Origin of the sequence: Dryocola clanedunensis subsp. sulfonylureivorans (genome assembly GCF_016756775.1) — a bacterium.
In the GTDB taxonomy this organism is placed as follows: Bacteria; Pseudomonadota; Gammaproteobacteria; order Enterobacterales; family Enterobacteriaceae; genus Dryocola; species Dryocola clanedunensis.
The window spans coordinates 253,673-278,985 of sequence record NZ_JAERMU010000001.1 but is presented as its reverse complement, the minus strand read 5'-3'; the positions used below and the strand labels follow the sequence as shown (position 1 = coordinate 278,985).

The following is a 25,313-nucleotide window of genomic DNA, read 5'->3' as shown; positions in this document are numbered from 1 at the left end:
AATAAGCAAGACAGGGTGTGATTTACGTATGCAAGAAAGTTTACAACTGGTGATCGAGTCGGCACCGTACCTTCTCCGCGGGGCCGTGTTCACGCTCCAGCTGAGTATCGGCGGTATGTTCTTCGGCCTGCTACTCGGCTTTTTACTGGCGATGATGCGCTTGTCGCCGTTTCTGCCTTTTTCGCTGCTGTCGCGTTTTTACGTGTCGATTTTCCGCGGCACGCCGCTTATCGCCCAGCTGTTTATGATCTATTACGGCCTGCCGCAGTTTGGCATCGAACTGGATCCTGTGCCGGCGGCGATGATTGGCCTGTCGCTGAATACCGCGGCCTATGCTTCAGAAACACTGCGTGCCGCTATCTCCTCCATCGAGAAGGGACAGTGGGAGGCGGCAGCCAGCATAGGCATGACACGCTGGCAGACGATGCGTCGTGCCATTTTACCCCAGGCTGCCCGTGTCGCGCTGCCACCGCTGAGCAACAGCTTCATCAGCCTTGTGAAAGATACTTCTCTTGCCGCGACTATCCAGGTCCCGGAACTGTTCCGTCAGGCGCAGCTGATCACCTCACGCACGCTTGAAGTGTTCACCATGTATCTGGCTGCATCGTTAATTTACTGGGTCATGGCGACGGTGTTGTCCGCGCTGCAAAACTATTTCGAAAATCAGCTTAACCGTCAGGACAGGGATCCGAAATGAGTGCTATCAACGTTAACCAACTGGTGAAAAAATTCCACGGTCAGACGGTGCTGCATGGTATCGATCTGGCGGTGGAGAAGGGCGAAGTGGTGGCCATTATTGGGCCAAGCGGCTCAGGCAAAACCACGCTCTTGCGCTGCATCAATCTGCTTGAACAACCGGAGTCCGGCACTATTCAGGTGGGAGAGATTACTATCGACGCCGCGCAGTCGCTCAGTAAACAGAAAAATCGCGTCCGCGAGCTGCGCCAGCACGTCGGATTTGTTTTCCAGAGCTTCAATCTGTTCCCGCACAGAACGGTGCTGGAAAATATTATTGAAGGGCCGGTCATCGTTAAAGGCGAATCGAAAGAAGAGGCGACATCGCGCGCGCGCGAACTGCTGGCGAAGGTAGGGCTGACGGGTAAAGAGACCAGCTATCCTCGTCGTCTTTCCGGCGGGCAGCAGCAGCGCGTGGCTATAGCGCGTGCGCTGGCAATGCGCCCGGAAGTGATTCTGTTCGATGAGCCAACTTCTGCACTGGATCCTGAACTGGTTGGGGAAGTGTTGAGCACTATCCGTCAGCTGGCACAGGAGAAACGGACAATGGTCATCGTGACTCACGAAATGAGTTTTGCCCGCGACGTGGCGGACAGAGCTATTTTTATGGATCAGGGACGCATCGTGGAGCAGGGGCCGGCCAAAGCACTGTTTGCCGATCCTCAGCAGCCAAGAACTAAGCAGTTCCTCGAGAAATTTTTAACGCAATAAAAGAATCCCATTCATCCTGCTGTGTTATTGGCTGCGGGTTGAATGGGCGATCTGTCCGACTTTCACACAAATTCCGTTATCCCTCCCAACGTTATTCATGTTTACTAAATTATATATTTAAATAAACGGCCCAATCGTTCGAAAATCACATTAATAATTTAATTAAATGTGTTAGCGTAAAACATACAAAAATTGAATGATTGCGATTACGGAGAAACGCCAGATAAAATGCGGGATTGCGACTTCTTTAGCTGGCGACGGGAAATACTCACGACTTTCCAGTCAATCAATGAGACCAGTGAAATAACCAGCACCATTCATCAACAAACGCAGCAGCTGGAGTTTGAGTACTTCGCCTTCTGCGTTCGTCATCCGGTGCCTTTTACACGCCCTAAAACCTCGGTCATTTCCACCTATCCTCAGCCCTGGCTTCAGCACTATCAGGCAGAAAATTATCTGGCCGTTGACCCGGTGCTACAGCCGGTGAATTTCATGCGTGGCTATCTTCCCTGGAGTGATGAGCTGTTTGCCGACACCCCAGAATTGTGGGCTGCCGCCCAGGATCATGGCTTGCGGCGCGGCGTAACGCAGTGTGTCATGTCACCGAACAGAGCGGCTGGTCTGCTATCGGTTTCACGGTCGGGGCTGAAAGGAAAATTGCTGGCGGATGACCAGCTGAACGCGCGTTTACAGTATCTTGCCGAACTGAGCCTGATGACGCTGGCACGGCTCGAAGATCCCTCCGTTGCGCCAATGTCACTCAAAATGAGCAAACGAGAAAGAGAGATTTTACAGTGGACAGGCGAGGGGAAGACATCGGCGGAAATTGCGATAATCCTGTCGATTTCTGAAAACACGGTGAATTTTCATCAGAAGAATATGCAGAAGAAATTTAATGCGCCAAATAAAACGCAGATAGCCTGCTATGCGGCAGCGATGGGGTTGATCTGAGAGGTTAGCGAAAACGACAAAACGGCGGTTCAAATCAGATTTAAACCGCCGTAACCCGCCGCTTACTTGCGATAGGCTTGTTTAATTTGCTTAACAGTATGACCAAAAACTTCAGCGTGCGCTGGGTCTTCCATCTGAGCGATTTGCTTTTCCATTTTGATAATCACTTTGCCTGCGTCGGCCTGGCCCATTGCCTTGAGCATCTGGGTTAACATGGCCTTCAGGCAGGTGACTTCAATAGCCAGTTCGCTATGGTTGTCAGCGGTGGAAAAATCAGGAGTGCTCATTTACTTTCCTCAAGTCTCGGTTGGTACACCGTCATTCAGCGCAACGGCTTTCGTAAGGCGGCGGAGTATAGCACACAGAAACGCGGAATTATTAGTGCTAATACCAGCGTTTACTTTATAGCCATGTTTAGGTTTTTTGCCACTTTATGGCGCAGGCGGATTTAATTCGCGACAGAACGTAACCTAAATCGATTTTGTTTACTGTTTGTTTATTAAAAGTTAAATCTGACAGCTTAACGCCCGGAATGAGTTTCAGATAAGCGAGTTAATCGACTTTCTTAAACATCTATTTTTAATATTTCTTTGTACAAAGTATTAAAAGAGGCGTGTGAAGTGGACGGGGCTTGTAAAAATAGACTTCCGGAAATGCGTACAATCCCGCTTTCTTAGTTATTACATTTTAAAATTCTAAGAAAAACCTGTTAATATACCTGCCTGAGCATTTATCAGCGTTATCCCTTTTCTGGAGAATCTCCTTTGATCAACGTTCTTCTTGTTGATGACCACGAACTGGTGCGCGCAGGGATACGACGCATTCTTGAAGATATCAAAGGGATTAAGATATCAGGTGAAGCAAATTGTGGTGAGGACGCCGTGAAATGGTGTCGTACTCATCCGGTTGATGTTGTCTTAATGGACATGAACATGCCCGGCATTGGCGGACTGGAAGCAACGCGCAAAATTGCACGTTACTCTTCTGACATCAAAGTCATCATGCTCACCATTCACACGGAAAACCCGCTCCCCGCTAAAGTCATGCAGGCAGGAGCCTCCGGCTACCTCAGCAAAGGTGCAGCCCCACAGGATGTCGTTAATGCCATCCGTTCGGTGAATGCTGGTCAGCGCTATATCGCTTCGGATATCGCCCAGCAAATGGCGCTGAGCCAGATCGAACCGGAAAAAAGCGAAACGCCTTTTGCCAGTTTGTCCGAGCGTGAATTACAGATTATGCTAATGATTACCAAAGGTCAGAAGGTCAATGAGATTTCTGAGCAGCTTAATCTGAGCCCGAAAACGGTGAACAGCTATCGTTACCGCATGTTTAGTAAACTGAATATCAGCGGCGATGTAGAACTGACGCACCTGGCGATACGCCACGGGTTGTTCAATGCGGAGACGTTATCCAGCAGTGAGTGAAATTTTTGAACCAGCAGCCTTCCTCAAAACGGTAACCAGCAAACCTGGCGTCTATCGTATGTATGACGCCAGCAATACGGTTATCTATGTTGGTAAAGCCAAAGATCTTAAAAAACGTCTGGCAAGCTACTTCAGAAGCAATCTGTCGAGCCGCAAAACCGAGGCGCTGGTGGCGCTCATTCATCATATTGATGTCACCGTCACCCACACCGAAACCGAAGCGCTGCTGCTCGAACACAACTACATCAAACTCTATCAGCCGCGCTACAACGTGCTGCTGCGCGATGACAAATCCTATCCCTTTATTTTCCTCAGCGCGGATACCCATCCGCGGCTGGCGATGCATCGCGGCGCAAAACACGCGAAGGGTGAATATTTTGGCCCTTTTCCCAACGGCTACGCGGTAAGAGAAACGCTGGCGCTGCTGCAAAAGGTGTTTCCTGTTCGTCAGTGTGAAAACGGCGTTTACCGCAACCGCACCCGTCCTTGCCTGCAGTACCAGATTGGCCGGTGTCTTGGCCCCTGCGTGGCGGGACTGGTGGCTGAAGACGATTACGCGCAGCAGGTTGAATATGTCCGTCTGTTCCTCGCGGGCAAAGACGACCAGGTGCTCACCCAGCTTATCGGGCAGATGGAGCAGGCGAGCAAAAACCTTGAATTCGAAGCCGCGGCGCGCATCCGCGATCAAATTCAGGCGGTAAGACGCATTACTGAGAAACAGTTTGTCTCCAACACGGGTGACGACCTCGACGTGATTGGCGTTGCCTTCGACTCGGGGATGGCCTGCGTCCACGTGTTGTTTATCCGCCAGGGGAAAGTGCTGGGCAGCCGTAGCTACTTCCCTAAGGTGCCGGGCGGTACGGAGATTGCGGAAGTTGTCGAAACCTTCGTTGGTCAGTTTTATTTACAGGGCAGCCAGATGCGAACCCTGCCAGGCGAAATCCTTCTCGACTTTACGCTGCCGGATAAAACCCTGCTTGCGGACTCTCTTTCCGAAGTCGCGGGGCGTCGCATCAACGTGCAGACCAGGCCGCGCGGTGATCGTGCTCGTTATCTGAAACTTGCGCGGACTAACGCTGCGACGGCGCTGGTGACGAAGCTTGCCCAGCAGTCAACAATTCACCAGCGGCTGACCGCTCTTGCTCAGGTTCTGGAACTTCCGGAAATTAAGCGAATGGAGTGCTTTGACATCAGCCATACAATGGGGGAGCAAACCGTCGCCTCCTGCGTGGTATTTGATGCCAATGGTCCACTGCGTGCCGAATATCGCCGCTATAATATCGCGGGCATCACCCCGGGGGACGACTATGCAGCCATGAACCAGGTGCTGAGCCGCCGTTACGGCAAAGATATTGACGAGAGCAAAATTCCCGACGTTATCATTATTGACGGCGGCAAAGGGCAGCTGAGTCAGGCCAAAACCGTCTTTGCCGGGCTGGACGTGGTCTGGGATAAGCATCATCCGTTGCTGCTGGGCGTGGCTAAGGGCACAGACCGCAAAGCAGGGCTTGAGACGTTGTTCTTTGAACCAGAGGGGGAGGGGTTCTCACTGCCACCCGATTCACCTGCGCTACACGTCATCCAGCACATTCGCGATGAGTCTCACGATCACGCCATCGGCGGCCACCGGAAAAAACGGGCAAAAGTGAAAAACACCAGCACACTGGAAACAATTGAAGGCATTGGGCCAAAACGTCGCCAAATGTTGTTGAAATATATGGGCGGATTGCAACCGTTAATCAACGCGACCGTTGAAGAAATCTCAAAAGTGCCCGGTATCTCGCAGGCGTTGGCAGAAAAGATCTACTACTCGTTGAAACATTGAGGTCTCTGTAGCAACATAGAGACAATTTCCCACTTACGACAGACAGTTATCCGGCACTATGCAATTTAATATACCAACGTTGCTTACTCTGTTCCGTGTCATCCTTATCCCATTCTTTGTGCTGGCTTTTTATCTGCCGTTCACCTGGGCGCCGTTCCTTTGCGCTTTCATCTTCTGGCTGGCAGCCATTACAGACTGGTTTGATGGCTTTCTTGCGCGCCGCTGGAACCAAAGCACTCGCTTTGGCGCCTTCCTCGATCCCGTCGCGGATAAAGTGATGGTGGTGGTGGCGCTGGTGTTGGTAGCGGAGCACTACCATGCCTGGTGGGTGACCCTACCTGCGGCAACCATGATCGCCCGTGAAATCATCATCTCCGCCCTGCGCGAGTGGATGGCGGAAATCGGCAAGCGCAGCAGCGTGGCGGTCTCGTGGATTGGCAAAACCAAAACCATGGCGCAGATGCTGGCACTTATTGGCATGCTGTGGCATCCAAACATGTGGATTGAGTACCTGGGCATCGGTTTATTCTTCGTCGCTGCGGTGCTGACTTTCTGGTCTATGTTCCAGTATTTAGCCGCTGCACGCGGTGATTTGCTCGAACCTTGATCTAAGCGGCGCAAAATTCAGCAAACGAAACGCCAGGACGGAAAATTTCATTGACTCACTGCGCCATCTAAGTAGAATGCAACGCATCGAACGGCGGCACAGCTTGTCGGAAGATAATAAAATCAAGTGATTAGCTACTCAGTCACTGATTGGCAATTTGCGGGAATAGCTCAGTTGGTAGAGCACGACCTTGCCAAGGTCGGGGTCGCGAGTTCGAGTCTCGTTTCCCGCTCCAGATTTATGTAATAGCTTTCAGCTGTTACAGCCTGCGAAGGTAAAAGATTAAGGCGCGTTAGCAAAGCGGTTATGTAGCGGATTGCAAATCCGTCTAGTCCGGTTCGACTCCGGAACGCGCCTCCACTTTTCCCCGAGCCCGGGTGGTGAAATCGGTATACACAAGGGATTTAAAATCCCTCGGCTTATGGCCTTGTGGGTTCAAGTCCCACCCCGGGCACCACGGGAATAAAAAGAATAAAATCAATGATAAGCAGTGTCGTGTAAACCACCTTCGGGTGGTTTTTTATTGCCTTAAATCTGCCGTTTCACCCTCCCTTTTCATCATCTCCTGCTGCCCACCGACAACCGAAACGACCGTAATTGTCCTGTCATACCGAGCGCTCTGCTCAACATTTTTATGCCCTGATATAGCCTGTTTCTCGTAAAGGTTTCCTGTTAAATCCGTCCCTGGTGTACTTATGCCCAGCCGGCTGATGGATGATATACAGGCTACTCATTCCAGGAATCAAAGGTAAAGTTTTAGCCATGCCGATAGCATCAGCTAAACGAGCTGACCAGCCTTTAATTTGTGCCACCGATGTTTTGCTTTGCTTAATTAATATTCCTTCCTCCATCAGCTGGCTTTTTTTCATATCCAGAACGTCGTTCTGCCTGGCACAGCATAAATATGCCAGCTCCATTGCTACACGAACAACATCAGAAGATAACCTTGGGATTATCATTTTGACTAGTGACATTGAAAGTGTAGAGTTTATCGAGATTACCAACGCACCTGCGTCTAGTACGTCATGATAAAGAACGGAGAAAACGTGTCAGATAAAGATGGTAAAGAATTTAATCAAGACGGTTGGCAGCCATCGAGAACAACTGAAATTCCACGAGCTCCAGTTAACAATGGTTACCAGCCACCTCGACAGACTCAACCAAGCCAGGTTGAAAACCCCCCGCCTAAAAAACGTTAAAATATGTACTGGAGCTAAATCGGCTCCAATATTTTTCTCTGAATCTTGCTATCCAACACCACCACGGTAAAGCCCAGCGCGCGAAGCCGTTCGTGCTCGCGCAACTGGTTGGCGCGCGGTGGTTTACCGCGTGATTTGCATTCAACAAAAACGAGACGACCGCCGGGAAGCAGCACAATACGGTCCGGTAACCGGCATTTAACAAAGCACGTATGCGCCCTGTGGGGCTAACACGGCATCCATATCATTCGGTATTTCCATCTCTTCCCTCTTCTCGTTGTGTTCTAAAAATATACCTCTTGTACTTTTTGACCGCTGCGGGTGTTATTTTTTGTTTAAATAAATCTAAATGATGAAATTTTGCCGCTAAATATTTTATAGGTGGCGGGGATTATTTCCCGCATGGCTTATTAAGATGTTTTATTGATGGCGCCTGAATGTTGAGATAGCTATCACAAAAGAGCGTCAAGCTCACAGTATCCACATAACTATTTGATTTTAAAATGTTAATATTGTTTTTATTTCATCTTAAACTTATGGTTTTGCACCGTAATTATTAATTAAATTAAAATCAAGCTCTGGTTTTAATTAAAGTGATTCTTGTTGCTTACGTTATTTCAGGTTGCTTTACATTGATTTTTTTTATACTTAGCATGCCTCTGTCGAATACTTTTAACGGTCGCGCTTGTTTCACAGGTGCTAATAACGCTTCGCGAGGTGTGTCGTTATATTTAATTACCGCTATGCGGGAGTTAAGCGTATTTGACGGTTTGGTACAAACTGGCAAATTGAAGGATGAAAGCAGTAACAATTTGTCGTCTTTTTCACCAAACAAAAATGGACGTGGGGAGCGTTTTATTTCATGGCTCCTCCTTTTAAAAAATATGTACATAAGAGAGTAACAATGAAAAAGACATTATTGGCTATGGCAATCGCAGGTGTTGCATTGATGGGCATGACAAACGCCGCCAGGGCAGCCGATGGCACTATCAACTTCAGTGGAGAAATTTTGGATCAGACCTGCGCGATTTCCGCAACCTCGTCAACGATGAATGTGGATCTTGGAAAAGTGTCCAAATCGTCGTTAACAGGCGCAGCAGGGACCAAATCTGCGCCACAACCCTTCGAGATTAATTTAACCAGCTGTCCTGCTGCTCTGGCAAACGCAACGGTGAAGTTTGATGGTACAGCCGATGCGACCAACAGTGACCTGCTGAAAATTACCTCAGGAACGGGCGTGGCGACAGGTGTGGGGATCGAAATATCTGATGTTAATGGTGTTGTACCTTTGCACTCAGCCTCAATGAGTTATCCGCTCGCGGCTGGTGGGACAAAACTGCAATTTACAGCGCGTTATGTCTCTACGTCGGCAGTTGTGGGGAACGGTACCGCTAATGGCGTGTCGCAGTTTACCCTCAACTACAAGTAAGAATTGGTGCTCTTACTGTTACATACCCACCCATAAGGAGTCTGTCTGGCCACGGACTGGCCCCCTAATTTTGCGTAATACAGGACATCAATTTATGCGATTGAGACCATGGGCATGGCATAGCCTGATAAGTATTTTGTTCTTATGTACCTCCCAGCTCTCGCAGGCAAGCGTGATTATTGGCGGTACACGAGTCATTTATGACGGCAGCAAGAAAGAGACATCCGTGTCCATCAGCAATCCGACGGAAGCGGGGAAATCGGGTGTTTTTCTGGTGCAGTCATGGGTTGAAGTGGACGAAAGCGGCGGCAGGGCGCCGTTTATTGTGACGCCACCGCTGTTTCGTATTAATGCCAGTCAGGAGAATATTCTGCGTATTGTGCGCACCGGCGGCACTCTGCCCGCTGACCGGGAATCGATATTCTGGCTGAATGTTAAAGCGATACCGGCGTCGGACGACAATAGCCAGAACGTTTTGCAAATTGTCATGAAATCCAGACTCAAGATGTTTTACAGACCGGCAGGTTTGTCAGGGTTACCGGTGGAAGCCTACAAGCAGCTGAGTTTTAGCCGCAGCGGCGGTCGGTTAAAAGTGGTTAATCCAACCCCTTATTTCGTGACGTTTTACCGTCTGAAGGTGGGGGGAACAGAAATTAAAGAGGCAGATCTTGTCCCTCCGAAAGGCAGCGTCACTTACCCTCTGCCGTCGGATAGCGCAGGCAAGGTCGTCTGGCAGACCATCAATGACTACGGTGGTATTAGCGAACCGGAAACGAAGCCGCTCTAAAATTAATTAAATACGCAGGTGAAAGCCGGAATAGCCAACTATTTCGGAGGGGAAACTGTTGCCTGTTGTCAGGCGCGCGGAATCTCACTCGCCAGTTGAAGATCGCTTTCAGGGCTGCGCCAGTCGGCACAATCGGACAGGGAATGAAAGAGTTACTCATTAATGAGACATCGCCACATTGCGATGGATCCTCAGACGTTGGCAAGCCGGTATTACGTCGTTCGCCGGTTTCAATGCTGATAGCAGGGCAATTGTTACTGGGAATAAGCGGGCTGCCTGAACCAGTCATGGCGCGTGAAACATTTAATATTAATGCGCTGGAGATCGACAATCCGAACCAGCAGGCGGTAGATCTTACGCAATTTGCGGAAGCCTACAGCCAGGCGCCGGGGATTTACCGCGTCGCGGTGTATGTTAACGGCGAACAGCAGGATAGCCAGGATGTGGCTTTTATTGTCGATAAAGATGGCAAGCTGAAAGCACAATTGACGCCCGCAGATTTGGCGGCGTTTGGTGTGCGCCTCGAAGCTTTTCCGGCGCTGAACGCGTTGCCACAAACGCAGCCGATTGAGGATATTGATAGCTATATTCCTGCCCTGAGCTCGACATTAACCTTCAACACCCTGCGTCTGGACGTGAGCATCCCACAGGCGGCATTAAAGACCGAGATACAAGGCGCGGTGGATCCCAAAACCTGGGACCAGGGGATCCCGGCGATGTTCCTGAATTACAGTATGAACGGGTCAAATACTCGCTATCTCAATAACCACGGTGGTCATGCAGAGAGCTACTACTCCAACCTGCAAAGCGGCCTCAACTTTGGTGCCTGGCGGCTGCGAAACTATTCCACCTGGAACTACAGCAGCGGTAAAGGCGGCGGCAACAATTTTGACACTATCAATACTTACCTGCAGCGGGACATTCAGCCCGTCAGGGCGCAGCTGACGCTGGGGCAAAGCAGCACTCCGTCGGAGGTCTTCGACAGCGTGCAGTTTACCGGCGTGCAGCTGGAGTCGGACGACAATATGCTGCCTGACAGCCTGCGTGGCTTTGCGCCGGTGATAAGAGGTATTGCTAACTCCAACGCCAAAGTCACCGTGAAGCAGGATGGCTACGTCATCTATCAGAGCTACGTGGCTCCGGGCGCTTTCACCATCAAGGATCTCTACCCGACGTCCTCCAGCGGTGACCTGAATGTCACCATTACCGAATCCGATGGCTCTGAGCGATCGTTTGTCCAGCCGTTCTCGGCGGTGCCCATTATGCAGCGTGAAGGCGGGGCCAGGTTTGCCGTCACAGCAGGACAATACCGCTCGCCAAACAGCGCAGCCAGCGTCCCAGATTTCGGCCAGGGAACGCTGATCTACGGGCTTTCCAATCTGGTGACGCTGTACGGCGGAGTACTGGCTGGGGAATCCTATCACTCGCTCGTTGGCGGGGGAGGACTGGGGCTTGGGGAAGCGGGCTCTCTGTCGGCAGATATCACTTACGCCCGCTCCGAGCTGACCAACGACGAGCAAAAAAATGGTCAGTCGTACCGGCTGCAGTACGCCAAAGACTTGCAGACAACCGGTACCACGCTGACCCTGGCGGCATACCGCTATTCTACAAAAGGCTTTTATACCTTCCAGGAGGCTAATGAGCTACGGCCTGACGACGAGCAGCAGTCGTACAACATGACCTACAACAAGAAGCAGAAGCTGCAGCTTGATGTGAGTCAGAATCTGGATGATTACGGCTCCCTGTATTTCTCGGCCTGGCAGCAGAGCTACTGGCAAACAAAAGGGTACGAGCGCACCCTGAGTACTGGCTATAACGGCAGCTATAACGGCATCACCTATAGCATTACCTACACCTACAGCGAGTACCCGGAAAGCGATCAGCAGGCAGATCAGCAGCTTGCCTTTAACGTTCAGATCCCGCTGGATCGCTGGCTAAGCAATTCATGGGCGACTTATAACGTAAACAGCAACCGCCATGGAAAAACCTCGCAGCAGGTGGGGCTAAGCGGTACGGCGCTGGCGAATAATAATCTGACCTATGCGGTACAGCAAAGCCACGGCAATCAAGGGCAGGGGGCTGCAGGCAACGCGTCGGCAGACTACAAGGGAACCTATGGCGAGGTGAATGCCGGCTACAACTACGATGACGGCTCAAGGCAGATTAATTATGGCCTGCAGGGCAGTATTGTCGCCCATCAGTACGGCGTGACGCTGGGACAACCTTTGGGAGAGGCCATAGCCTTGGTCCGCGCTCCGGGAGCGGATGGGGCGGCAATTCAGAATAATAGCGGCGTGAGGACGGACTGGCGAGGCTATGCGCTGGTGCCCTATGTGAATGCCTATAAGAAGAACAGGATAGCGCTGGATACCACGACATTGGGTGAGGACGTAGACGTCGATACGCAAGCCCAGACGGTGGTCCCCACTCGCGGAGCCGTAGTGCTGGCAGACTTCAGGACGCGAGTAGGGCGCAGAGTGCTGATGACGCTGCTTTTCCGCGGAAAACCCGTACCGTTTGGCGCAACGGCGTCCCTGGATGGAACCTATGCAGAGGCAGGTATTGTCGGAGAAGACGGCGAAGTTTATCTGACAGGGGTGCCAGACAGCGGCGGGATATCCGTGAAATGGGGTAAAGCAGCCGGGCAGCAGTGCAAGGTGGCTTATAGCCTGGCCGTACAACAAAAAGATGTAGCACAGGGAATTAGCATGATGCAGGGTATCTGTCGTTAAGAGGGAACAATGGAAAACAAAAATAAGCGCTGGCTAACGTGTCACTCATACTTTCTGTTATTAACATTCATCGTGCTGCTGGCAATGGGACGGACTGCCCATGCGACCTGTGCATGGGCTCCCGGTGAAAGTGCCGCTACGATATCAGTCGATTTAGGAACGATATACGCATCTCCTGGTTTAGGTATAGGTACCATTATTACGACCAAAAGTATCCCCACAAATAAATTAGCGAGCACGGTTTTCGCCGTCGATTGTGTATCAGGTCAGGACAGCGGCTCGTGGTATGCAGTTAATGCATTAGCAATAAAAAATTTTTCTAAAACTTACCGGACTAACGTTGGCGGGGTAGGTATTGAAGTAGGAGCAGGCACATCGGGATACTATTATGCCAACCCAAAAACGACGGCTAGTTCCGGAGCCAGCTGGAGCTATTCTAACTGGGGAACGAGTTTCCAAATCAGGTTAACCAAAACATATACCATTCAGAATAGTGGCAATATAGGCAGCAGCTCTTATGTTATGTCGGTGACCGGACTGGGCTCGGTCCTGACGCTGAATATTACCGGGGGAATGATCATCTCACCATCCTGTAGCATCGCACAGCCCAGCATTAGCATCCCGCTTAAAGACCATAAAGATGATGAGTTTGTCCGGGTCGGCTATACCACCGAATATGCAGATTTTAATATTGCTCTGACCTGCAACGCCGGTACCAAATATAGCGCCAAAATTACCGGTACTGCCGTTGCAGGAACCACCGGCGTGATCGCGCTGGATAGTCCTACGGCCAGTACCACGGCAAAAGGAATTGGCGTCTGGATAACCGATCAAAATAATGCTTCCTGGAATATAGGTACCCAATATGCGCTGGGGACATCCACCAACGGTGGGGCGGTGAATATCCCGATGAGGGCGCGCTATTATCAGTATCAGGAAAAAGTCACGCCCGGTAATGCCAGCGCCACCGCTACGATGACATTGACCTACCAATAATGGAGCCGCCATGCAAAAAAACGTTCAGAGCTGTCTGCTAATACTGGCGACGCTGTTAGTGGGATATTCGGGAAATGTTCTGGCAGCTGCCGTGACGATGAATTTTACCGGACGGGTACTGGCAACCAGCTGTACCCTGGCCTCAACGACCCCGATTAACGTGCAGCTCGGCAGCCGCAAGGCACACACTGATTTCTTTGGCGTCGGCACGGCCAGCCCGTGGATCGCTTTTGCCATCAATCTGGACTGTCCGGCGGGTCTCATCGTGAAGTCACAAATCGACGCCACGGCGGACGCGTCCGGGACGCCGGGCGTAATGCGCCTCGACAGCGGTACGGGTGTAGCAACGGGCGTTGGGGTGCAGCTGTTTCTGGATACTCAGGACACGGCCGTGGTCTTCGGCCAGCCGAAGGAATACACAACTACCACGGTAGAGGGGCCGCTGGCGGTGAGATACAAGGCGCGTTATTACCAGACCAGCAGTACGATAACCACCGGCCTTGCTAACGCCACGGCGCAATTTACGCTTACGTATCAGTAGCGGGATCCGCTGTTTAGCGTTTTTTATTGCCTGCAACATCGCTTTCCTACTATCCTCCCCGGCATGCGTCGCCCGAAAAGGCGACAACATTTTCCCTAAAAGGAGTCCAGATGATGAACCAGGGACCATTAAGCGAAGAAGAAATTGAGTGGCTGGACGAGGTGCTGATGAAGCACGCCACCGAGCGTTCCGTGATGGACGTTGCGGAAATGGACGGCATGCTGACCGCCATTCTCTCCGGGCCAAAAGATGTGGGGCCGGAAGCGACATTCGCAGCATTCTGGGGCGGCGAGGGCGATCAACCGCTGTGGGAGTCCGAAGACGAGCTGAAGAAATTTGTTGAGCTGACCTTTAAGCACGTCAACGATATTGCGGAACGTCTGAGCAGCTACCCGGATCAGTACGAACCGCTGTTCGGCACAAGCTTTGTGGAAGAGCAGGAGTTTACCATCGTTGAAGAGTGGTGCTTTGGCTACATGCGCGGCGTGCTGCTGTGGGGCGTCGACCCGCTGCCGGCCGAATTAGTGGCGATGATGGAGCCGATAGCCCTGCACGGTCTGGAAGATAAGTTTGATGAGCTGGATACCCTGAGCCACGAGGATTTCTTAGACAGCATTGAGAAGATCAAACCAGCGGCGCTGAGCATCCTTGCCTACTGGCAGAGCAAGCAGAACGCAAGCCTGCACTGATGACAAACGAAAAAGGCCGGGACTCTCCCCGGCCTTTTGGTCATGCATTTATAAATATCAGGCCTGCGTATCCAGCGTAGCAAGCTCTTTATCCACGAAATACAATCCTTCGCCGCTTTTGCCAACCAGGCTCAGTTTGTCCAGCACGGATTTAAACAGTTTTTCTTCTTCATGCTGCTCAGAAACATACCACTGCAGGAAATTAAAGGTTGGGTAATCCTGCGACGTCATGGCGGCGTGGGCCAGCTCGTTAATCTGACGGGTAATTAACTGCTCGTGCTCATAGGTGGCATTAAACAGCGCGTCCAGAGAAGCATATTCATTAACTGGTGCAGGAACGGCGTTAATGCGCGGCATATTTCCGGTATCGGTTAAATAGGCAAACAGGCGCTGCATATGTTCCATCTCTTCCTGAGCGTGGCGGCGCAGGAACGCGGCGGCACCTTCAAAGCTGTGGTAGCTGCACCATGCGCTCATCTGCTGGTACAGCAGGGAGGAATACAGCTCAAGGTTCATTTGTTCATTTAGTTTTTCAACCATTTCTGCTTTTAACATGGCGTGCTCCATCTTTAATAAGGGCCAATAGTGGCGCTACTTTATTTTTATAATGTCTTTATTGCAAATGGAATGTTAATTAATTTAACGTAATGAGAATGGTTGTTAATGTTATTTATCTTTCTTGTATTATTTAGCTGAATATTTGCCATTAATGACTTAATGGCAAATAACGCGGCGGCGGTTACTCCACCACAATTTCTTCCCGCACGTATTTCTCCATGCCAGCACCCTGGCACTGATACTCCATTGTGACATGCTGGCTCAGGCACAGCGCACCGCTGGTTACGCTACAGGTTTTGATTGGCTCCCCATACGGCAGGGCAGAGACATAGCCCCACTGCTGGCACTGGTGGCTGGCGGCAGATAAAGCAACAAAGGTATCGACCTTCGCATTTTGCAGCGGTGATTTATCAAATCCCAGCCGGACGACACCGGCATTTTCATTGCTTTTAACCGGAACGGGCGTTTTATTGACGGTGCAGCCGCTTAATAACAGGGCGGCAATGAATACAGTTGAACGATACATGATGAAGTCTCGATTAGCACTTTTGGCCAGTCTAGCACGCCCATCTCGCAGAGAATTGGCGACAGCATAAAGCCAAAAAATTTCCGTTTAAATCACGTAAAAACGCACCCTTAAGGTAAATTTCATGCTGAAAAATGGCTGCTTTTTTTGAGTCCGCACGGCCCTGCCGCGTCAGGCTTTGCCAGAAATGTGAGCGAGACTAAATTAATGAAACTATTTTTCATTAAATTTGAAAGTCTGTTTGCGAGATAGTATGGTTGAGCCATACTTTGCTATCCAGTCGTAATCGTTCGCGGGAAAGCCCGTGCCCAATCAGGAGACGAAAGAATGAAAATTGCACTGATGATGGAAAACAGTCAGGCAGGCAAGAACGCCATCATCCTTAACGAATTGCAGACCGTTGCTGCCCAAAAAGAGTACCCGGTTTACAACGTCGGGATGAGTGACGAAAAGGATCACCACCTGACGTACATCCACCTGGGGATCATGGCCAGCATTCTGCTCAATTCTAAAGCGGTTGATTTTGTCGTGACGGGCTGTGGTACCGGCCAGGGCGCAATGATGTCGCTGAATATTCATCCAGGTGTCGTCTGTGGCTACTGCCTGGATCCTGCGGATGCCTTCCTGTTCTCGCAGATCAACAACGGTAACGCGCTATCTCTTGCCTTTGCGAAAGGTTTTGGCTGGGGGGCGGAGCTTAACGTCCGCTATATGTTTGAGAAAGCCTTCACCGGCCGCAAAGGCGAAGGTTATCCGGCAGACCGTAAAGAGCCGCAGGTTCGCAACGCGGGTATCCTCAACCAGGTTAAAGCTGCCGTGGTGAAAGAGAACTACCTCGACACGCTGCGCGCCATCGATCCTGAACTGGTTAAAACCACCGTGACAGGCGAGCGTTTCCAGAAGTGCTTCTTTGAAAACTGTCAGAACAAAGAGATTGAAGCGTTCGTGCGCGAAATCCTGGCCTGACGGACAGACCCGGCCAGCGGATGCTGGCCGTTCTTTATCGTTTATTTGAGACCGCACTCCCCGCCGTTCGCGGCAGCCGCAGTAAATCCACCAGCCCCAGCAAACAAATCAACGTAATCATCACAAACGAAATTTTGATGCTCACGCCGGGTATGGTGCTCAAATCCAGCCAGCCGCTGATTTTCTCCCCCAGGCGAATACCGATTGCCCCAAGCGTAATGCCTAAACCTACCGAAAGCTGAGTGGCCGTGCTGAGCAGCGTGTTGGCGTAGCTCATCTGATTCGCCGGAATATCCGCAAAGGCCAGCGTGCTGATGCCGGTAAACTGCATTGAACGGAACATCCCGCCCAAAAACAGAATGACGAGGGTGACCCACGTTGCGGTCTGTGGCGTCAGGAATGCGCAGGCGAGGAGGGCGGCAACGTTCAGCAGCCCGTTGATAAGCAGCAGCTTTTTAAACCCCAGCCTGCGGATAAGCCAGGTCGTGCCCGGTTTCATCGTCAGATTTCCCGCGAAGACCGCCAGCACCAGCAGCCCCGAATGGAATGCATCCATCCCGAAGCCCACCTGAAACAGCAGCGGCAGTAAAAACGGCACCGCACTGATGGAGATGCGGAACAGCGACCCGCCGTACATCGTTACCCCGAAGGTCTGTACTTTTAGCGCATCCAGCCTGACCATCGGATGGGCGGCATGCCTGAAATGGCGGAGAGAAAACCAGAGCGCCGCAGCGCCCAGCGCCAGCAGACCGCCGGTAGCCAGCAGGTCAACATGCTCGCCGCCCAGCAGCTCCAGCCCGTAAACCAGACAGATCATAGCGGTAGCCGTGCTGACAAAGCCGACGCCATCAAACGGACGCCTTTCATCGTCGTGAATATCCGGGATCAGCCGCCACGCCAGCGCCATAGCGGCCAGACCCAGCGGAAGGTTGATATAGAAAATCCATCGCCATGAGGCGTAGCTGGTGATAAAGCCACCCAACGGCGGGCCGATAATTGGCGCGACAAGGGCAGGCCACGTCAGCGTGGCAATGGCGGTAATTAACTGGTGTTTAGGCGTGCTTCTTAATACGGCAAGGCGGCCCACCGGGACCATTAGCGCGCCGCCCACACCTTGTAAAACCCGCATGGCGACAAACTGCTCCAGGCTATTTGCCAGCCCGCAAAGCACCGAGGCGGCGGTGAAAATGGCCAGCGCGAGGGTAAACACCTTCCTGGCACCAAAGCGATCCGCTATCCAGCCGCTGGCCGGGATCAGCACCGCCAGGGTCAACAGATAGGCACTCATACCGATATTCAGATCAACAGCATCTACGGCAAAGGTTCGCGCCATTTCCGGCAGCGCCGTGGCAATCACCGTCCCGTCCAGGAACTCCATAAAGAAAGCGCCGGCAACCAGCAGGGCGGTGGGGGAGATGCCGCGTTTTTGTCTCGCTGTGGGAGTGTCAGACATGATGGCCGCCCGAAATTAAAATAATGTTTTAAAAATGTATGGCTACAAATAACCCGTTAAGTGTTGGATCTGCAAGCTGTTTTATGTGAACGGGCTGTAAAACCGGCAGGCAAAACATGTGACCCATCTCACAAAATGGTTGATTTGTGTGATGGAAGTCATATTATGGGCACATAACGAGCAACACCTGCAAAAATAAAAACCGGAGTAGACCATGAAATTGCGCAAAATCCTGAAAAGCATGTTTGAAAACTACTGCAAAACCTTCAAAGACGTACCGCCGGGCGGCATGTTCTGAGTTGACGTAAAGATAAAAAAAACCTGCTGCGGCAGGTTTTTTTGTGCCCGTAAACCCGAAGTGGCCTGTGGGATTCATCTCCTAACGCGAGGCAAGCGCCGGAATAACGTGGAGGGGATCGTTCTCGATTGCTCTTAACAGCGCCCTTGCCGGGCCGGTAGGTTCACGTCGCCCCTGCTCCCAGTTTTTCAGCGTGTCCACGCTTACCGATATCAGTTTTGCGAATCCTGTTTGCGACAGCCCGGTTGCCTGACGGATTGCTTTAACCTGCAATGCGGTGACCTCCGTCTTACGAGAGGGCGCGGCCTTGCCTTCAACGATATCGTTCATTTGCGCCATGCTTTTTGCCAGGCGCTCGAACAGCTGCTTATCCATTTACCACCTCTCGTTCATCTGCCGAAGAAAACGCTTCTCGGACTCGCTTAAATTATCTTTCACACCTTTGGCATAAATCAGCAGGAGCCTGATGATGTCATTCTGAGCCTTATAGAAATAGATGACTCTGACGCCGCCTCGCTTCCCCTGGTACTTTGACCGCCAGCGCACTTTGCGCAGGCCGCCGGTATGCGGAATCACGTCGCCGCTCAGGGGGGAAAGGGTAAGGAAGGCCTGAAACGTCGCGTATTCCTCATCCGTCAGCAGTGCCAATACATCCTCTGTAAAAACAGGCGTTTCAATAAAAAGCATAATATCCGCCAATGGCGTATAGCCATAATCAGGTTAACAGGATTAATGGGTAAGTCAATGGCGTACTTAAATACGGGGCGGGGCGAGTTCACAAGGGATTTCGCAAAGCGAATGGATGTTTTACGAGCTGGGTTCCGGAATGGAATCTTGCCTCGCGATTGCTGCCGCGGGTACTATGGCGCGCATACTGAAACAGGAGATTAAAAATGTCTGAACAACTCTCTGCCGACCAGGAACTGGTTTCCGACGTGGTGGCCTGCCAGCTGGTTATTAAACAGATCCTCGACGTTATTGATGTGATAGCGCCGGTGGAAGTACGCGACAAAATGGCCGCGCAGCTGAAGTCGATTGATTTTGCCAGCCAGCCCGCAGCGGCAGACCCGGTGACCCGCCGTGCTATTCAGAAAGCGATTTCGCTGATTGAGCTGAAATTCACGCCCCAGAACGAAGCACACTAGCAGCACCCTCTCCATTCAGGGGCGTAGGGCGGATAAGCGTTAGCGTCATCCGCCGCATTTCCCTCATCAGAAGAATGTCATCACCAGCAGATAGCTCACCGCACAGGCGCAGCTGACGCCGATAAGCCCCGGCAGGATAAAGCTGTGGTTAATGATGAACTTGCCGATTCGCGTGGTGCCCGAGCGGTCAAAGCCGATACAGGCGAGATCGCTTGGGTAGGTCGGCAGGACAAAATAGCCGTAGGACGCCGGGAAGAAGGCAATCAGCATTTTCGGCTCCACGCCCAGCATCAGCCCCATCGGGGCGACTGCCGTCAGCGCAGCGGCCTGGCTGTTCACCAGCTTCGAGACCAGGAACAGCACTATCGCGTAGGTCCACGGGTGGCTTTTCACCACGCCTTCCAGCGCCATTTTCAGCTCGTCCAGATGCGCCTGAAAGAAGGTATCGCTCATCCACGCCACGCCGAACACCGAGAAAATCGCCACCATCCCCGCTTTAAAGACCGCGCCGTTTGATATGGCTGTCGCGTTGACCTTACACACCACTAGCATCACCGCCCCGGCGATCAGCATCATCATCTGAATCACCAGGTTCATAGACAGCGGCTTCAGCGCGCCTTTTACCTCGAAGGCCGGGCGCAGCTGAGGCACGGCACCCAGCAGAACCACCACCAGAATCCCCGCAAAGAAGATCCACGTTGACCAGTACGCCTGCTTCGGGAAGGTCTGGTTCATCAGCGTTTCGCTGCTGCCGTAGATAAACTCCCGCTGTTTCGGGTCGGCAATTTTGGCCTGAAACTCTTCATCGTCCGCCAGGTCTTTACCGCGGCGCAGGCTCCAGAGCGCGGCTATAAGCACGCCAAATAGCGAGGCCGGAACCGACACGGAAAGAATTTCCAGGATGCCCCAGACCCGCCCGATCCCGTGTCCCGCAGCAAGAATAGAGACCAGCGATACAACGGCCACTGATACCGGCGAGGCGGTGATCGCCATCTGCGAGGCAATGGACGCTACGGCCATCGGGCGCTCCGGGCGAATGCCTTTTTTCAGCGCGATATCGCCGATTATCGGAAACATGGTGTACACCACGTGCCCGGTCCCGCACAGGAAGGTCAGCGTCCAGGTGGTGAAGGGGGCGAGCAGGGTGATGTGCTGAGGGTGCCTGCGCAGCAGGCGTTCGGCAAACTGCATCATGACGTTAAGGCCGCCCGCCGTTTGCAGCGTGGCGGCGCAGCCGATAACCGCAAGGATGGTCAGCATGACGTCGACCGGCGGCTTGCCCGGCTCCAGCCCGAAGATAAAGGTCAGGATAAACAGGCCGATGCCGCTGATTAGCCCCAGCCCCATGCCGCCGAAGCGGGTGCCGACCAGCAGACATAAAATGATGACGATAAACTCGATGGTAATCATGATAATCCTTTAAAAAATTGCCCTGCCGCTAAGCATTACAAAATGTAAGGATTATCTTTGAGACCCACGTCTGATTTGTTAAAACGCAATAAAAACAGCTGCTTGATAACATCACCGTAACAATTCAGGCAGGGCTGCGCGTGCGGCTTGCCTTGCGATACTGCAGCGGCGTCTGGCGCAGCAGCTTGCGGAAGCAGGTAATAAAATAGGTCACCTCGCTGAAGCCAACCGACGCCGCAATCTCGTCTACGCTCAGCATGGTATTGCGCAGCAGGTCGCAGCTGCGTTTGATTCTGCGCGTCAGCAGGTACTCATGGATGCTGCCGCCGGTCTGCTGGCGAAAAACCCTGGAGGTATAGCTACGGGACAGGCCCATCGCCGAGGCAAGGTCGTCGAGGGAGAATTTGCTGGCGTAGTTCGCCTCCACCCAGCTCATGATGCGCGAGGCTACGGTCTGCGGGGCGGGGACAAGCGTCTGGGGCTGGGCGGGCAGGAACTCCATGATTTGCATGACCATAAAGGCCACTTCGCAGGCTGGCGTCTGGCCGTCGTGGCCTAAATCGTGAAACTGCCCGAGTATGCGCTCCATGAACGCCGCATGTTCGCTCAGGTCGTACACCTGGGCGGGAACGTTGCTGGCGGCCAGCGCGGCAAACTGCGCCTTGTGACGCGGAAACTCGCCCAGCGCGCTTTCTACTACGGACTGCTCAATGTGCATGGTGGTGCGGTGGTAGCGGTTTTTATCACTGTCATCCACCTGGACCTTATGCAGGCGGAAGGGCGGGAAGATAAACAGGCGCCCCGGCCGCGCGGTGTAGTGCTGGTTATCGACCACCACAATGCCGTAGCCGCTGGAGATATACAGCAGCTCCACGCACTGATGCCAGTGGTAATAGGCCGCGCTCGTCGACCACATGCGGTTAAAAGAAATCGCCCGGCTGTCGAGCTTGATCCGCTCAAGACGCTGCGCTTCGTTCATCGATCCCCCAGGACAACAGATTTAAATTTTTACGCCATCATTTGCAATTTATTGCCCCGAAAGGGGCAAATATCCACTAAAAATGAAATGGCGGTTTAAATTTGTGAGCCTGCTCACTCAGCGGGCGACATAAAAGCAGCTACTCTTGCCCCGATGTCGCATAAATATCCTTAGAAAAGCCAAATAACAATAACTTATCTAATTCTCGTTTAATGACGGGAGGACCTCGTGCAACCTGAAAATATTACCCTGCTTAACCCGCTGAAAAGCCGAAACGATGTTCAGCTGCTGGTTCAGGAGCTGCTCGGCGCGGTGACGCCATTCTTTAAAAATGATGCCAGCCGCGTGGACCTGGCGAATTTCACCGCCCACTACGGGCAGCACATAGCGAATATGGAAACCTTTTCACGCCTGCTGTGGGGCGTTACGCCGCTGCTGGCGGGCGGCAGCGAGCCGCAACAGTTCTCCTTCTATATTCAGGCGATCAAAAACGGCACCAGCCCACAGCATGCGGACTACTGGGGCGAAGTGGCGCCGTACGATCAGCGCATTGTAGAAATGGCCGCCTACGGTCTGCTGCTGGCGCTGGCGGGTGATACCGTGCTGGCCCACTTCAGCGAGACTGAGAAAGAGAACCTCTGGCGCTGGCTGAAGCAGAGCGAAGAGCAGGCGATCCCGGACAACAACTGGCACTTCTTCCCGATTCTGGTGCAGGTCGGCTTTCATCATGCCGGCATGGAAACCAATTTCCAGGCGCTGGAAAAGCATTTCGCCGCCATGGAGGCGTACTACCTGGGCGACGGCTGGTATTCCGACGGGCCGGGCAGGCCGCGGGATTACTACATTTCCATGGGCTTCCATTTCTACGGCCTGATTTACTTGAAGCTGATGGCTGACATAGATCCGGACCGCTGCGCTGAACTGCGCCAGCGCGCCACGCTGTTTGCCGCTGATTTTATCCATTTCTTCGCCGATGACGGAGCCGCCATTCCGTTTGGCCGCAGCCTGACCTACCGCTTCGCTCAGGGGGCGTTCTGGAGCGCCGTCGCGTTTGCCGGGCTGGAGGTGTATTCCCCCGGCGTGGTGAAAGGCATAGTGCTGCGCCATCTGCGCTGGTGGCTGAGTCAGCCGCTGTTCGACCGCGACGGCGTGCTCAGCGTCGGCTACAGCTATCCGAACCTGATTATGGCGGAGGATTACAACGCCCCCGGCTCCCCTTACTGGGGCATGAAAACCATGCTGGTGCTGGCGCTGGCCGGGAACGACGCCTTCTGGCAGGCGGATGAGCTACCTCTGCCCGAGCGGGCAAAGCAGCACAGTATTCCCCATGCCGATCAGATCCTTGTTCATCAGCGCAATCACCTGTGGATGCTGACTTCCGGGCAGCTCGAGCTGAATAACTTCGTCAATACCGAAGCCAAATACTGCAAGTTTGCCTACTCCACCCGCTACGGTTTCACCGTAGAGCGCGGGCGCTTCGGGCTGAGCCACGCGGCAGCGGACTCTATGCTGCTGCTGTCCGAGAAGGACGGCTACTGGCGCGGACGCCGCGACTGCAGGAACGTCACCACGGCGGACGGCATGATTTACTGCCGCTGGCAGGCGTGGCACGATGTGACTATCGATACCTGGCTAATGCCGCTGGGCGACTGGCAGATACGCGTTCACCATGTTGATACGGCCCGCGGCCTGGATACGGCAGAAGGCGGATTCAGCATCCCGAACCGGCCGCTGCCCGAATCGCAGGGCGGGCAGGGCAGCTGCCAGCTCACAACCACAACGGAAGCATCCGCCATCTTCTGCTTAAGTCCGCAGACGCGTCGCGGCGAGCAGGTGCTAACCCCACCGAACAGCAATCTTTTGTTTGCCGAACGCGCTGCCGTTCCGGTACTTCACGGTGAATTAACGCCTGGCAAACATCTGCTGATAAGCGCCGTCTGGGCAGGCAACCCCGACGACTTCAACGCGCAATCTTGCCCACAGGCCCTCATCCGCGATGACGCTGTACGCTTCGTGACGGCACAGGAAGAAAGAACTCTCACGCTGGCCCCGGAGAACACCCAATGACCGCTTCATCCACCGTGCGCACCGCGCAGATCAAAATGAGCACCTTTATCTTTCTCTACTTCTTCACCTGGTCGTCAAGCTTTGGGCTTTACGCCCTGTGGCTCAGCCAGAAAGTAGGGTTAGACAGCATCACCATCGGCAGCGTTTTCGCCATTAACGGCGTCTTCGCGGTGATCCTCAAGCCGGTTTACGGCTACATCATGGACAAGATAGGCATGAGCAAATGGCTGCTCTATTTTGTCTGTGCCGTATCGGCGTTAATGGCTCCGTTCTTCGTCACCGTCTATCAGCCGCTGCTGCTTAGCCACACCACGATTGGCATTGTCATCGGCGCGCTCTATTTGAGCCTGGGCTGGTATGCGGGCGTGGCGGCATCCGAATCTTACGCCGATCGCTTCAGCCGCCTGTACGGGCTGGAGTTTGGCCGCATCCGCATGTGGGGATCGCTCGGCTGGGCCGTCGCCGCCTCCGTCTCCGGGCTGCTGTTTAACTTCACGCCGCTGGCAAATTTCCTGGTCAGCAGCACCACGTCAGTGCTGATGCTGCTGGTGCTCATCAGCCTGAAAATCGGTGACGAGCAGCTGCGCAATAACAGCGTGCTCTCCGCCAATAAAATCGTTTTTGCCGACGTGCTGATGCTGCTGAGAAACCGCAAGTTCTGGATGTTCAGCCTCTATGTGGCGGGCGTGGCGTGGATGATGTTTATCGCTGAGCAGCAGTTCCCGCGCTACTTCGTCTCGTTCTTCTCCACCAAAGAGCAGGGCAACGCCTGGTATGGCTACCTGAGCACGGTGCAGTCGGGCATGGAGTTCGTGATGATGATGTTCATTCCGCTGCTGGTTAACCATTTCGGTGCCAAACGCGGCCTGCTGTTCTGCGGCTGCGTGGTGGGCGCAAGGCTGATTGCCTCGGGCCTGACCAACGATCCGATCATTATTTCAATCATTAAACCCTTCTACGGCGTGGAGATTGCGCTGCTGCTGATCTCCGTCTTTAAGTACATCGCCGAACACTTCGACAAAAGGGTTAACGCCACCATGTACCTGCTGGGCTATCAGGCGATGATCTACGTGGGATCGATTGTGGTCGCGCCGCCCGCGGGCTACCTCTACGACAAAATCGGCTTCGAGCACACCTATTTGATCATGGGCTGCTGCGCGCTGCTGTTTACCTTAATTTCCGCCTTTACGCTCTCGCGCTGCCAGTCAACGCGGGACGAATCGCGAACTTTTTCTCCGGCCCTAGACGCCGCCCCCGTTGAAACGTCCAGACATTAATTCAGGAG

At 52.9% G+C, this 25,313-nt stretch carries 25 protein-coding genes, 3 tRNA genes and 2 pseudogenes; 20 read left to right on the top strand and 10 right to left on the bottom strand.

Annotated elements, in window-relative coordinates:
• Window positions 1–28: 28 nt before the first annotated feature.
• The 3 genes from tcyL to sdiA all read left to right on the top strand — a co-directional run bounded on the left by tcyL (window position 29) and on the right by sdiA (window position 2,397).
• Window positions 29–697, top strand: a complete 669-nt coding sequence (gene tcyL, locus HYQ67_RS01290) for a cystine ABC transporter permease (protein WP_202300868.1) — start codon at window positions 29–31, stop codon at window positions 695–697.
• The gene (gene tcyN / locus HYQ67_RS01285; RefSeq protein WP_202300866.1) at window positions 694–1,446 is read left to right on the top strand and encodes an L-cystine ABC transporter ATP-binding protein TcyN; all 753 of its coding nucleotides are present in this window, start codon (window positions 694–696) and stop codon (window positions 1,444–1,446) included. The genes tcyL and tcyN overlap by 4 nt, the downstream gene beginning before the upstream one ends.
• A gap of 228 nt (window positions 1,447–1,674) precedes the next feature.
• On the top strand, window positions 1,675–2,397 hold the full coding sequence (gene sdiA, locus HYQ67_RS01280; RefSeq protein ID WP_202300864.1) for a quorum-sensing transcriptional regulator SdiA: 723 nt from the start codon (window positions 1,675–1,677) through the stop codon (window positions 2,395–2,397).
• A gap of 62 nt (window positions 2,398–2,459) precedes the next feature.
• Here sdiA and HYQ67_RS01275 read toward each other — a convergent pair whose 3' ends face one another.
• Complete coding sequence (locus HYQ67_RS01275; RefSeq protein ID WP_202300863.1) at window positions 2,460–2,684, bottom strand: DUF2594 family protein; 225 nt, start codon at window positions 2,682–2,684, stop codon at window positions 2,460–2,462.
• 477 nt (window positions 2,685–3,161) lie between these two features.
• Between HYQ67_RS01275 and uvrY the strand changes: the two genes are divergently transcribed.
• The 6 genes from uvrY to HYQ67_RS01245 all read left to right on the top strand — a co-directional run bounded on the left by uvrY (window position 3,162) and on the right by HYQ67_RS01245 (window position 6,710).
• A complete protein-coding gene (gene uvrY, locus HYQ67_RS01270; protein ID WP_202300862.1) occupies window positions 3,162–3,821 on the top strand; it encodes a UvrY/SirA/GacA family response regulator transcription factor in 660 nt (219 codons plus the stop codon).
• Window positions 3,814–5,646, top strand: a complete 1,833-nt coding sequence (gene uvrC, locus HYQ67_RS01265; RefSeq protein WP_202300861.1) for an excinuclease ABC subunit UvrC — start codon at window positions 3,814–3,816, stop codon at window positions 5,644–5,646. The genes uvrY and uvrC overlap by 8 nt, the downstream gene beginning before the upstream one ends.
• A 58-nt stretch (window positions 5,647–5,704) precedes the next feature.
• Window positions 5,705–6,253, top strand: a complete 549-nt coding sequence (gene pgsA / locus HYQ67_RS01260) for a CDP-diacylglycerol--glycerol-3-phosphate 3-phosphatidyltransferase (protein WP_202300860.1) — start codon at window positions 5,705–5,707, stop codon at window positions 6,251–6,253.
• 159 nt (window positions 6,254–6,412) lie between these two features.
• Window positions 6,413–6,488 (top strand) — tRNA-Gly (locus HYQ67_RS01255).
• A gap of 51 nt (window positions 6,489–6,539) precedes the next feature.
• Window positions 6,540–6,613 (top strand) — tRNA-Cys (locus HYQ67_RS01250).
• 11 nt (window positions 6,614–6,624) lie between these two features.
• Window positions 6,625–6,710 (top strand) — tRNA-Leu (locus HYQ67_RS01245).
• Window positions 6,711–6,773: 63 nt separating this feature from the next.
• Here HYQ67_RS01245 and HYQ67_RS01240 read toward each other — a convergent pair.
• Both HYQ67_RS01240 and HYQ67_RS01235 read right to left on the bottom strand, forming a co-directional pair.
• Window positions 6,774–7,197 (bottom strand): annotated as a pseudogene (locus HYQ67_RS01240) (site-specific integrase); the annotation flags it as partial.
• Between the two features lie 269 nt (window positions 7,198–7,466).
• A pseudogene (locus tag HYQ67_RS01235) lies at window positions 7,467–7,643 on the bottom strand (PDDEXK family nuclease); the annotation flags it as partial.
• Window positions 7,644–8,356: 713 nt separating this feature from the next.
• Between HYQ67_RS01235 and HYQ67_RS01230 the strand changes: the two are divergent.
• From HYQ67_RS01230 to HYQ67_RS01205, 6 genes are all read left to right on the top strand, one after another.
• Window positions 8,357–8,881, top strand: a complete 525-nt coding sequence (locus HYQ67_RS01230; protein ID WP_202300859.1) for a fimbrial protein — start codon at window positions 8,357–8,359, stop codon at window positions 8,879–8,881.
• A gap of 94 nt (window positions 8,882–8,975) precedes the next feature.
• Complete coding sequence (locus tag HYQ67_RS01225) at window positions 8,976–9,668, top strand: fimbrial biogenesis chaperone (protein ID WP_202300858.1); 693 nt, start codon at window positions 8,976–8,978, stop codon at window positions 9,666–9,668.
• Window positions 9,669–9,811: 143 nt separating this feature from the next.
• The gene (locus HYQ67_RS01220) at window positions 9,812–12,400 is read left to right on the top strand and encodes a fimbria/pilus outer membrane usher protein (RefSeq protein ID WP_237391031.1); all 2,589 of its coding nucleotides are present in this window, start codon (window positions 9,812–9,814) and stop codon (window positions 12,398–12,400) included.
• Between the two features lie 9 nt (window positions 12,401–12,409).
• Window positions 12,410–13,396, top strand: coding sequence for a fimbrial protein (locus HYQ67_RS01215; protein WP_202300857.1), 987 nt, complete (start codon window positions 12,410–12,412; stop codon window positions 13,394–13,396).
• Window positions 13,397–13,406: 10 nt separating this feature from the next.
• On the top strand, window positions 13,407–13,937 hold the full coding sequence (locus HYQ67_RS01210) for a fimbrial protein (protein ID WP_202300855.1): 531 nt from the start codon (window positions 13,407–13,409) through the stop codon (window positions 13,935–13,937).
• A gap of 110 nt (window positions 13,938–14,047) precedes the next feature.
• A complete protein-coding gene (locus HYQ67_RS01205) occupies window positions 14,048–14,626 on the top strand; it encodes a UPF0149 family protein (protein WP_237391030.1) in 579 nt (192 codons plus the stop codon).
• Window positions 14,627–14,683: 57 nt separating this feature from the next.
• On the opposite strand, the gene ftnA is transcribed toward HYQ67_RS01205, so the two are convergent.
• Together ftnA and yecR are read right to left on the bottom strand one after the other, a co-directional pair.
• On the bottom strand, window positions 14,684–15,181 hold the full coding sequence (gene ftnA, locus HYQ67_RS01200) for a non-heme ferritin (RefSeq protein WP_202300853.1): 498 nt from the start codon (window positions 15,179–15,181) through the stop codon (window positions 14,684–14,686).
• A gap of 184 nt (window positions 15,182–15,365) precedes the next feature.
• A complete protein-coding gene (gene yecR / locus HYQ67_RS01195) occupies window positions 15,366–15,710 on the bottom strand; it encodes a YecR family lipoprotein (protein ID WP_202300851.1) in 345 nt (114 codons plus the stop codon).
• A 327-nt stretch (window positions 15,711–16,037) separates the two neighbouring features.
• Between yecR and HYQ67_RS01190 the strand changes: the two genes are divergently transcribed.
• Entirely contained in the window at window positions 16,038–16,676 is a 639-nt protein-coding gene (locus HYQ67_RS01190; protein ID WP_202300849.1) for an RpiB/LacA/LacB family sugar-phosphate isomerase, read from the top strand.
• A 34-nt stretch (window positions 16,677–16,710) separates the two neighbouring features.
• On the opposite strand, the gene HYQ67_RS01185 is transcribed toward HYQ67_RS01190, so the two are convergent.
• A complete protein-coding gene (locus tag HYQ67_RS01185; protein WP_202300847.1) occupies window positions 16,711–18,129 on the bottom strand; it encodes an MFS transporter in 1,419 nt (472 codons plus the stop codon).
• 214 nt (window positions 18,130–18,343) lie between these two features.
• On the opposite strand from HYQ67_RS01185, the gene azuC reads away from it, so the two are divergent.
• On the top strand, window positions 18,344–18,427 hold the full coding sequence (gene azuC / locus HYQ67_RS01180; protein WP_004136622.1) for a stress response protein AzuC: 84 nt from the start codon (window positions 18,344–18,346) through the stop codon (window positions 18,425–18,427).
• Between the two features lie 81 nt (window positions 18,428–18,508).
• Here azuC and nadS read toward each other — a convergent pair whose 3' ends face one another.
• Together nadS and HYQ67_RS01170 are read right to left on the bottom strand one after the other, a co-directional pair.
• The gene (gene nadS, locus HYQ67_RS01175) at window positions 18,509–18,802 is read right to left on the bottom strand and encodes a NadS family protein (RefSeq protein WP_202300846.1); all 294 of its coding nucleotides are present in this window, start codon (window positions 18,800–18,802) and stop codon (window positions 18,509–18,511) included.
• Window positions 18,803–19,114 (bottom strand): type II toxin-antitoxin system RelE/ParE family toxin, encoded by a 312-nt coding sequence (locus HYQ67_RS01170; protein ID WP_202300845.1) that lies wholly within the window; start codon window positions 19,112–19,114, stop codon window positions 18,803–18,805.
• 206 nt (window positions 19,115–19,320) lie between these two features.
• Here HYQ67_RS01170 and HYQ67_RS01165 point away from each other — a divergent pair, with 206 nt between their 5' ends.
• Complete coding sequence (locus HYQ67_RS01165; RefSeq protein WP_202300844.1) at window positions 19,321–19,572, top strand: DUF2766 family protein; 252 nt, start codon at window positions 19,321–19,323, stop codon at window positions 19,570–19,572.
• 66 nt (window positions 19,573–19,638) lie between these two features.
• On the opposite strand, the gene HYQ67_RS01160 is transcribed toward HYQ67_RS01165, so the two are convergent.
• Window positions 19,639–20,982, bottom strand: coding sequence for an anaerobic C4-dicarboxylate transporter (locus HYQ67_RS01160; protein WP_202300843.1), 1,344 nt, complete (start codon window positions 20,980–20,982; stop codon window positions 19,639–19,641).
• Window positions 20,983–21,106: 124 nt separating this feature from the next.
• Window positions 21,107–21,961: an AraC family transcriptional regulator gene (locus HYQ67_RS01155; RefSeq protein WP_202300842.1), complete on the bottom strand. Its 855-nt coding sequence runs from the start codon at window positions 21,959–21,961 to the stop codon at window positions 21,107–21,109.
• Window positions 21,962–22,189: 228 nt separating this feature from the next.
• Here HYQ67_RS01155 and HYQ67_RS01150 point away from each other — a divergent pair, with 228 nt between their 5' ends.
• Both HYQ67_RS01150 and HYQ67_RS01145 read left to right on the top strand, forming a co-directional pair.
• Window positions 22,190–24,028, top strand: a complete 1,839-nt coding sequence (locus HYQ67_RS01150) for a DUF2264 domain-containing protein (RefSeq protein WP_202300841.1) — start codon at window positions 22,190–22,192, stop codon at window positions 24,026–24,028.
• Entirely contained in the window at window positions 24,025–25,305 is a 1,281-nt protein-coding gene (locus HYQ67_RS01145; RefSeq protein WP_202300840.1) for an oligosaccharide MFS transporter, read from the top strand. Before HYQ67_RS01150 ends, HYQ67_RS01145 begins: the two co-directional genes overlap by 4 nt.
• The last annotated feature ends 8 nt before the right edge of the window (window positions 25,306–25,313 follow it).

Coding starts and splice junctions, on each gene's coding strand:
- tcyL (WP_202300868.1), top strand. CDS start 29: ATGCAAGAAAGTTTACAACTGGTGATCGAGTCGGCACCGTACCTTCTC.
- tcyN (WP_202300866.1), top strand. CDS start 694: ATGAGTGCTATCAACGTTAACCAACTGGTGAAAAAATTCCACGGTCAG.
- sdiA (WP_202300864.1), top strand. CDS start 1,675: ATGCGGGATTGCGACTTCTTTAGCTGGCGACGGGAAATACTCACGACT.
- HYQ67_RS01275 (WP_202300863.1), bottom strand. CDS start 2,684: ATGAGCACTCCTGATTTTTCCACCGCTGACAACCATAGCGAACTGGCT.
- pgsA (WP_202300860.1), top strand. CDS start 5,705: ATGCAATTTAATATACCAACGTTGCTTACTCTGTTCCGTGTCATCCTT.
- HYQ67_RS01230 (WP_202300859.1), top strand. CDS start 8,357: ATGAAAAAGACATTATTGGCTATGGCAATCGCAGGTGTTGCATTGATG.
- HYQ67_RS01225 (WP_202300858.1), top strand. CDS start 8,976: ATGCGATTGAGACCATGGGCATGGCATAGCCTGATAAGTATTTTGTTC.
- HYQ67_RS01220 (WP_237391031.1), top strand. CDS start 9,812: ATGAAAGAGTTACTCATTAATGAGACATCGCCACATTGCGATGGATCC.
- HYQ67_RS01215 (WP_202300857.1), top strand. CDS start 12,410: ATGGAAAACAAAAATAAGCGCTGGCTAACGTGTCACTCATACTTTCTG.
- HYQ67_RS01210 (WP_202300855.1), top strand. CDS start 13,407: ATGCAAAAAAACGTTCAGAGCTGTCTGCTAATACTGGCGACGCTGTTA.
- HYQ67_RS01205 (WP_237391030.1), top strand. CDS start 14,048: ATGATGAACCAGGGACCATTAAGCGAAGAAGAAATTGAGTGGCTGGAC.
- ftnA (WP_202300853.1), bottom strand. CDS start 15,181: ATGTTAAAAGCAGAAATGGTTGAAAAACTAAATGAACAAATGAACCTT.
- yecR (WP_202300851.1), bottom strand. CDS start 15,710: ATGTATCGTTCAACTGTATTCATTGCCGCCCTGTTATTAAGCGGCTGC.
- HYQ67_RS01190 (WP_202300849.1), top strand. CDS start 16,038: ATGAAAATTGCACTGATGATGGAAAACAGTCAGGCAGGCAAGAACGCC.
- HYQ67_RS01185 (WP_202300847.1), bottom strand. CDS start 18,129: ATGTCTGACACTCCCACAGCGAGACAAAAACGCGGCATCTCCCCCACC.
- azuC (WP_004136622.1), top strand. CDS start 18,344: ATGAAATTGCGCAAAATCCTGAAAAGCATGTTTGAAAACTACTGCAAA.
- nadS (WP_202300846.1), bottom strand. CDS start 18,802: ATGGATAAGCAGCTGTTCGAGCGCCTGGCAAAAAGCATGGCGCAAATG.
- HYQ67_RS01170 (WP_202300845.1), bottom strand. CDS start 19,114: ATGCTTTTTATTGAAACGCCTGTTTTTACAGAGGATGTATTGGCACTG.
- HYQ67_RS01165 (WP_202300844.1), top strand. CDS start 19,321: ATGTCTGAACAACTCTCTGCCGACCAGGAACTGGTTTCCGACGTGGTG.
- HYQ67_RS01160 (WP_202300843.1), bottom strand. CDS start 20,982: ATGATTACCATCGAGTTTATCGTCATCATTTTATGTCTGCTGGTCGGC.
- HYQ67_RS01155 (WP_202300842.1), bottom strand. CDS start 21,961: ATGAACGAAGCGCAGCGTCTTGAGCGGATCAAGCTCGACAGCCGGGCG.
- HYQ67_RS01145 (WP_202300840.1), top strand. CDS start 24,025: ATGACCGCTTCATCCACCGTGCGCACCGCGCAGATCAAAATGAGCACC.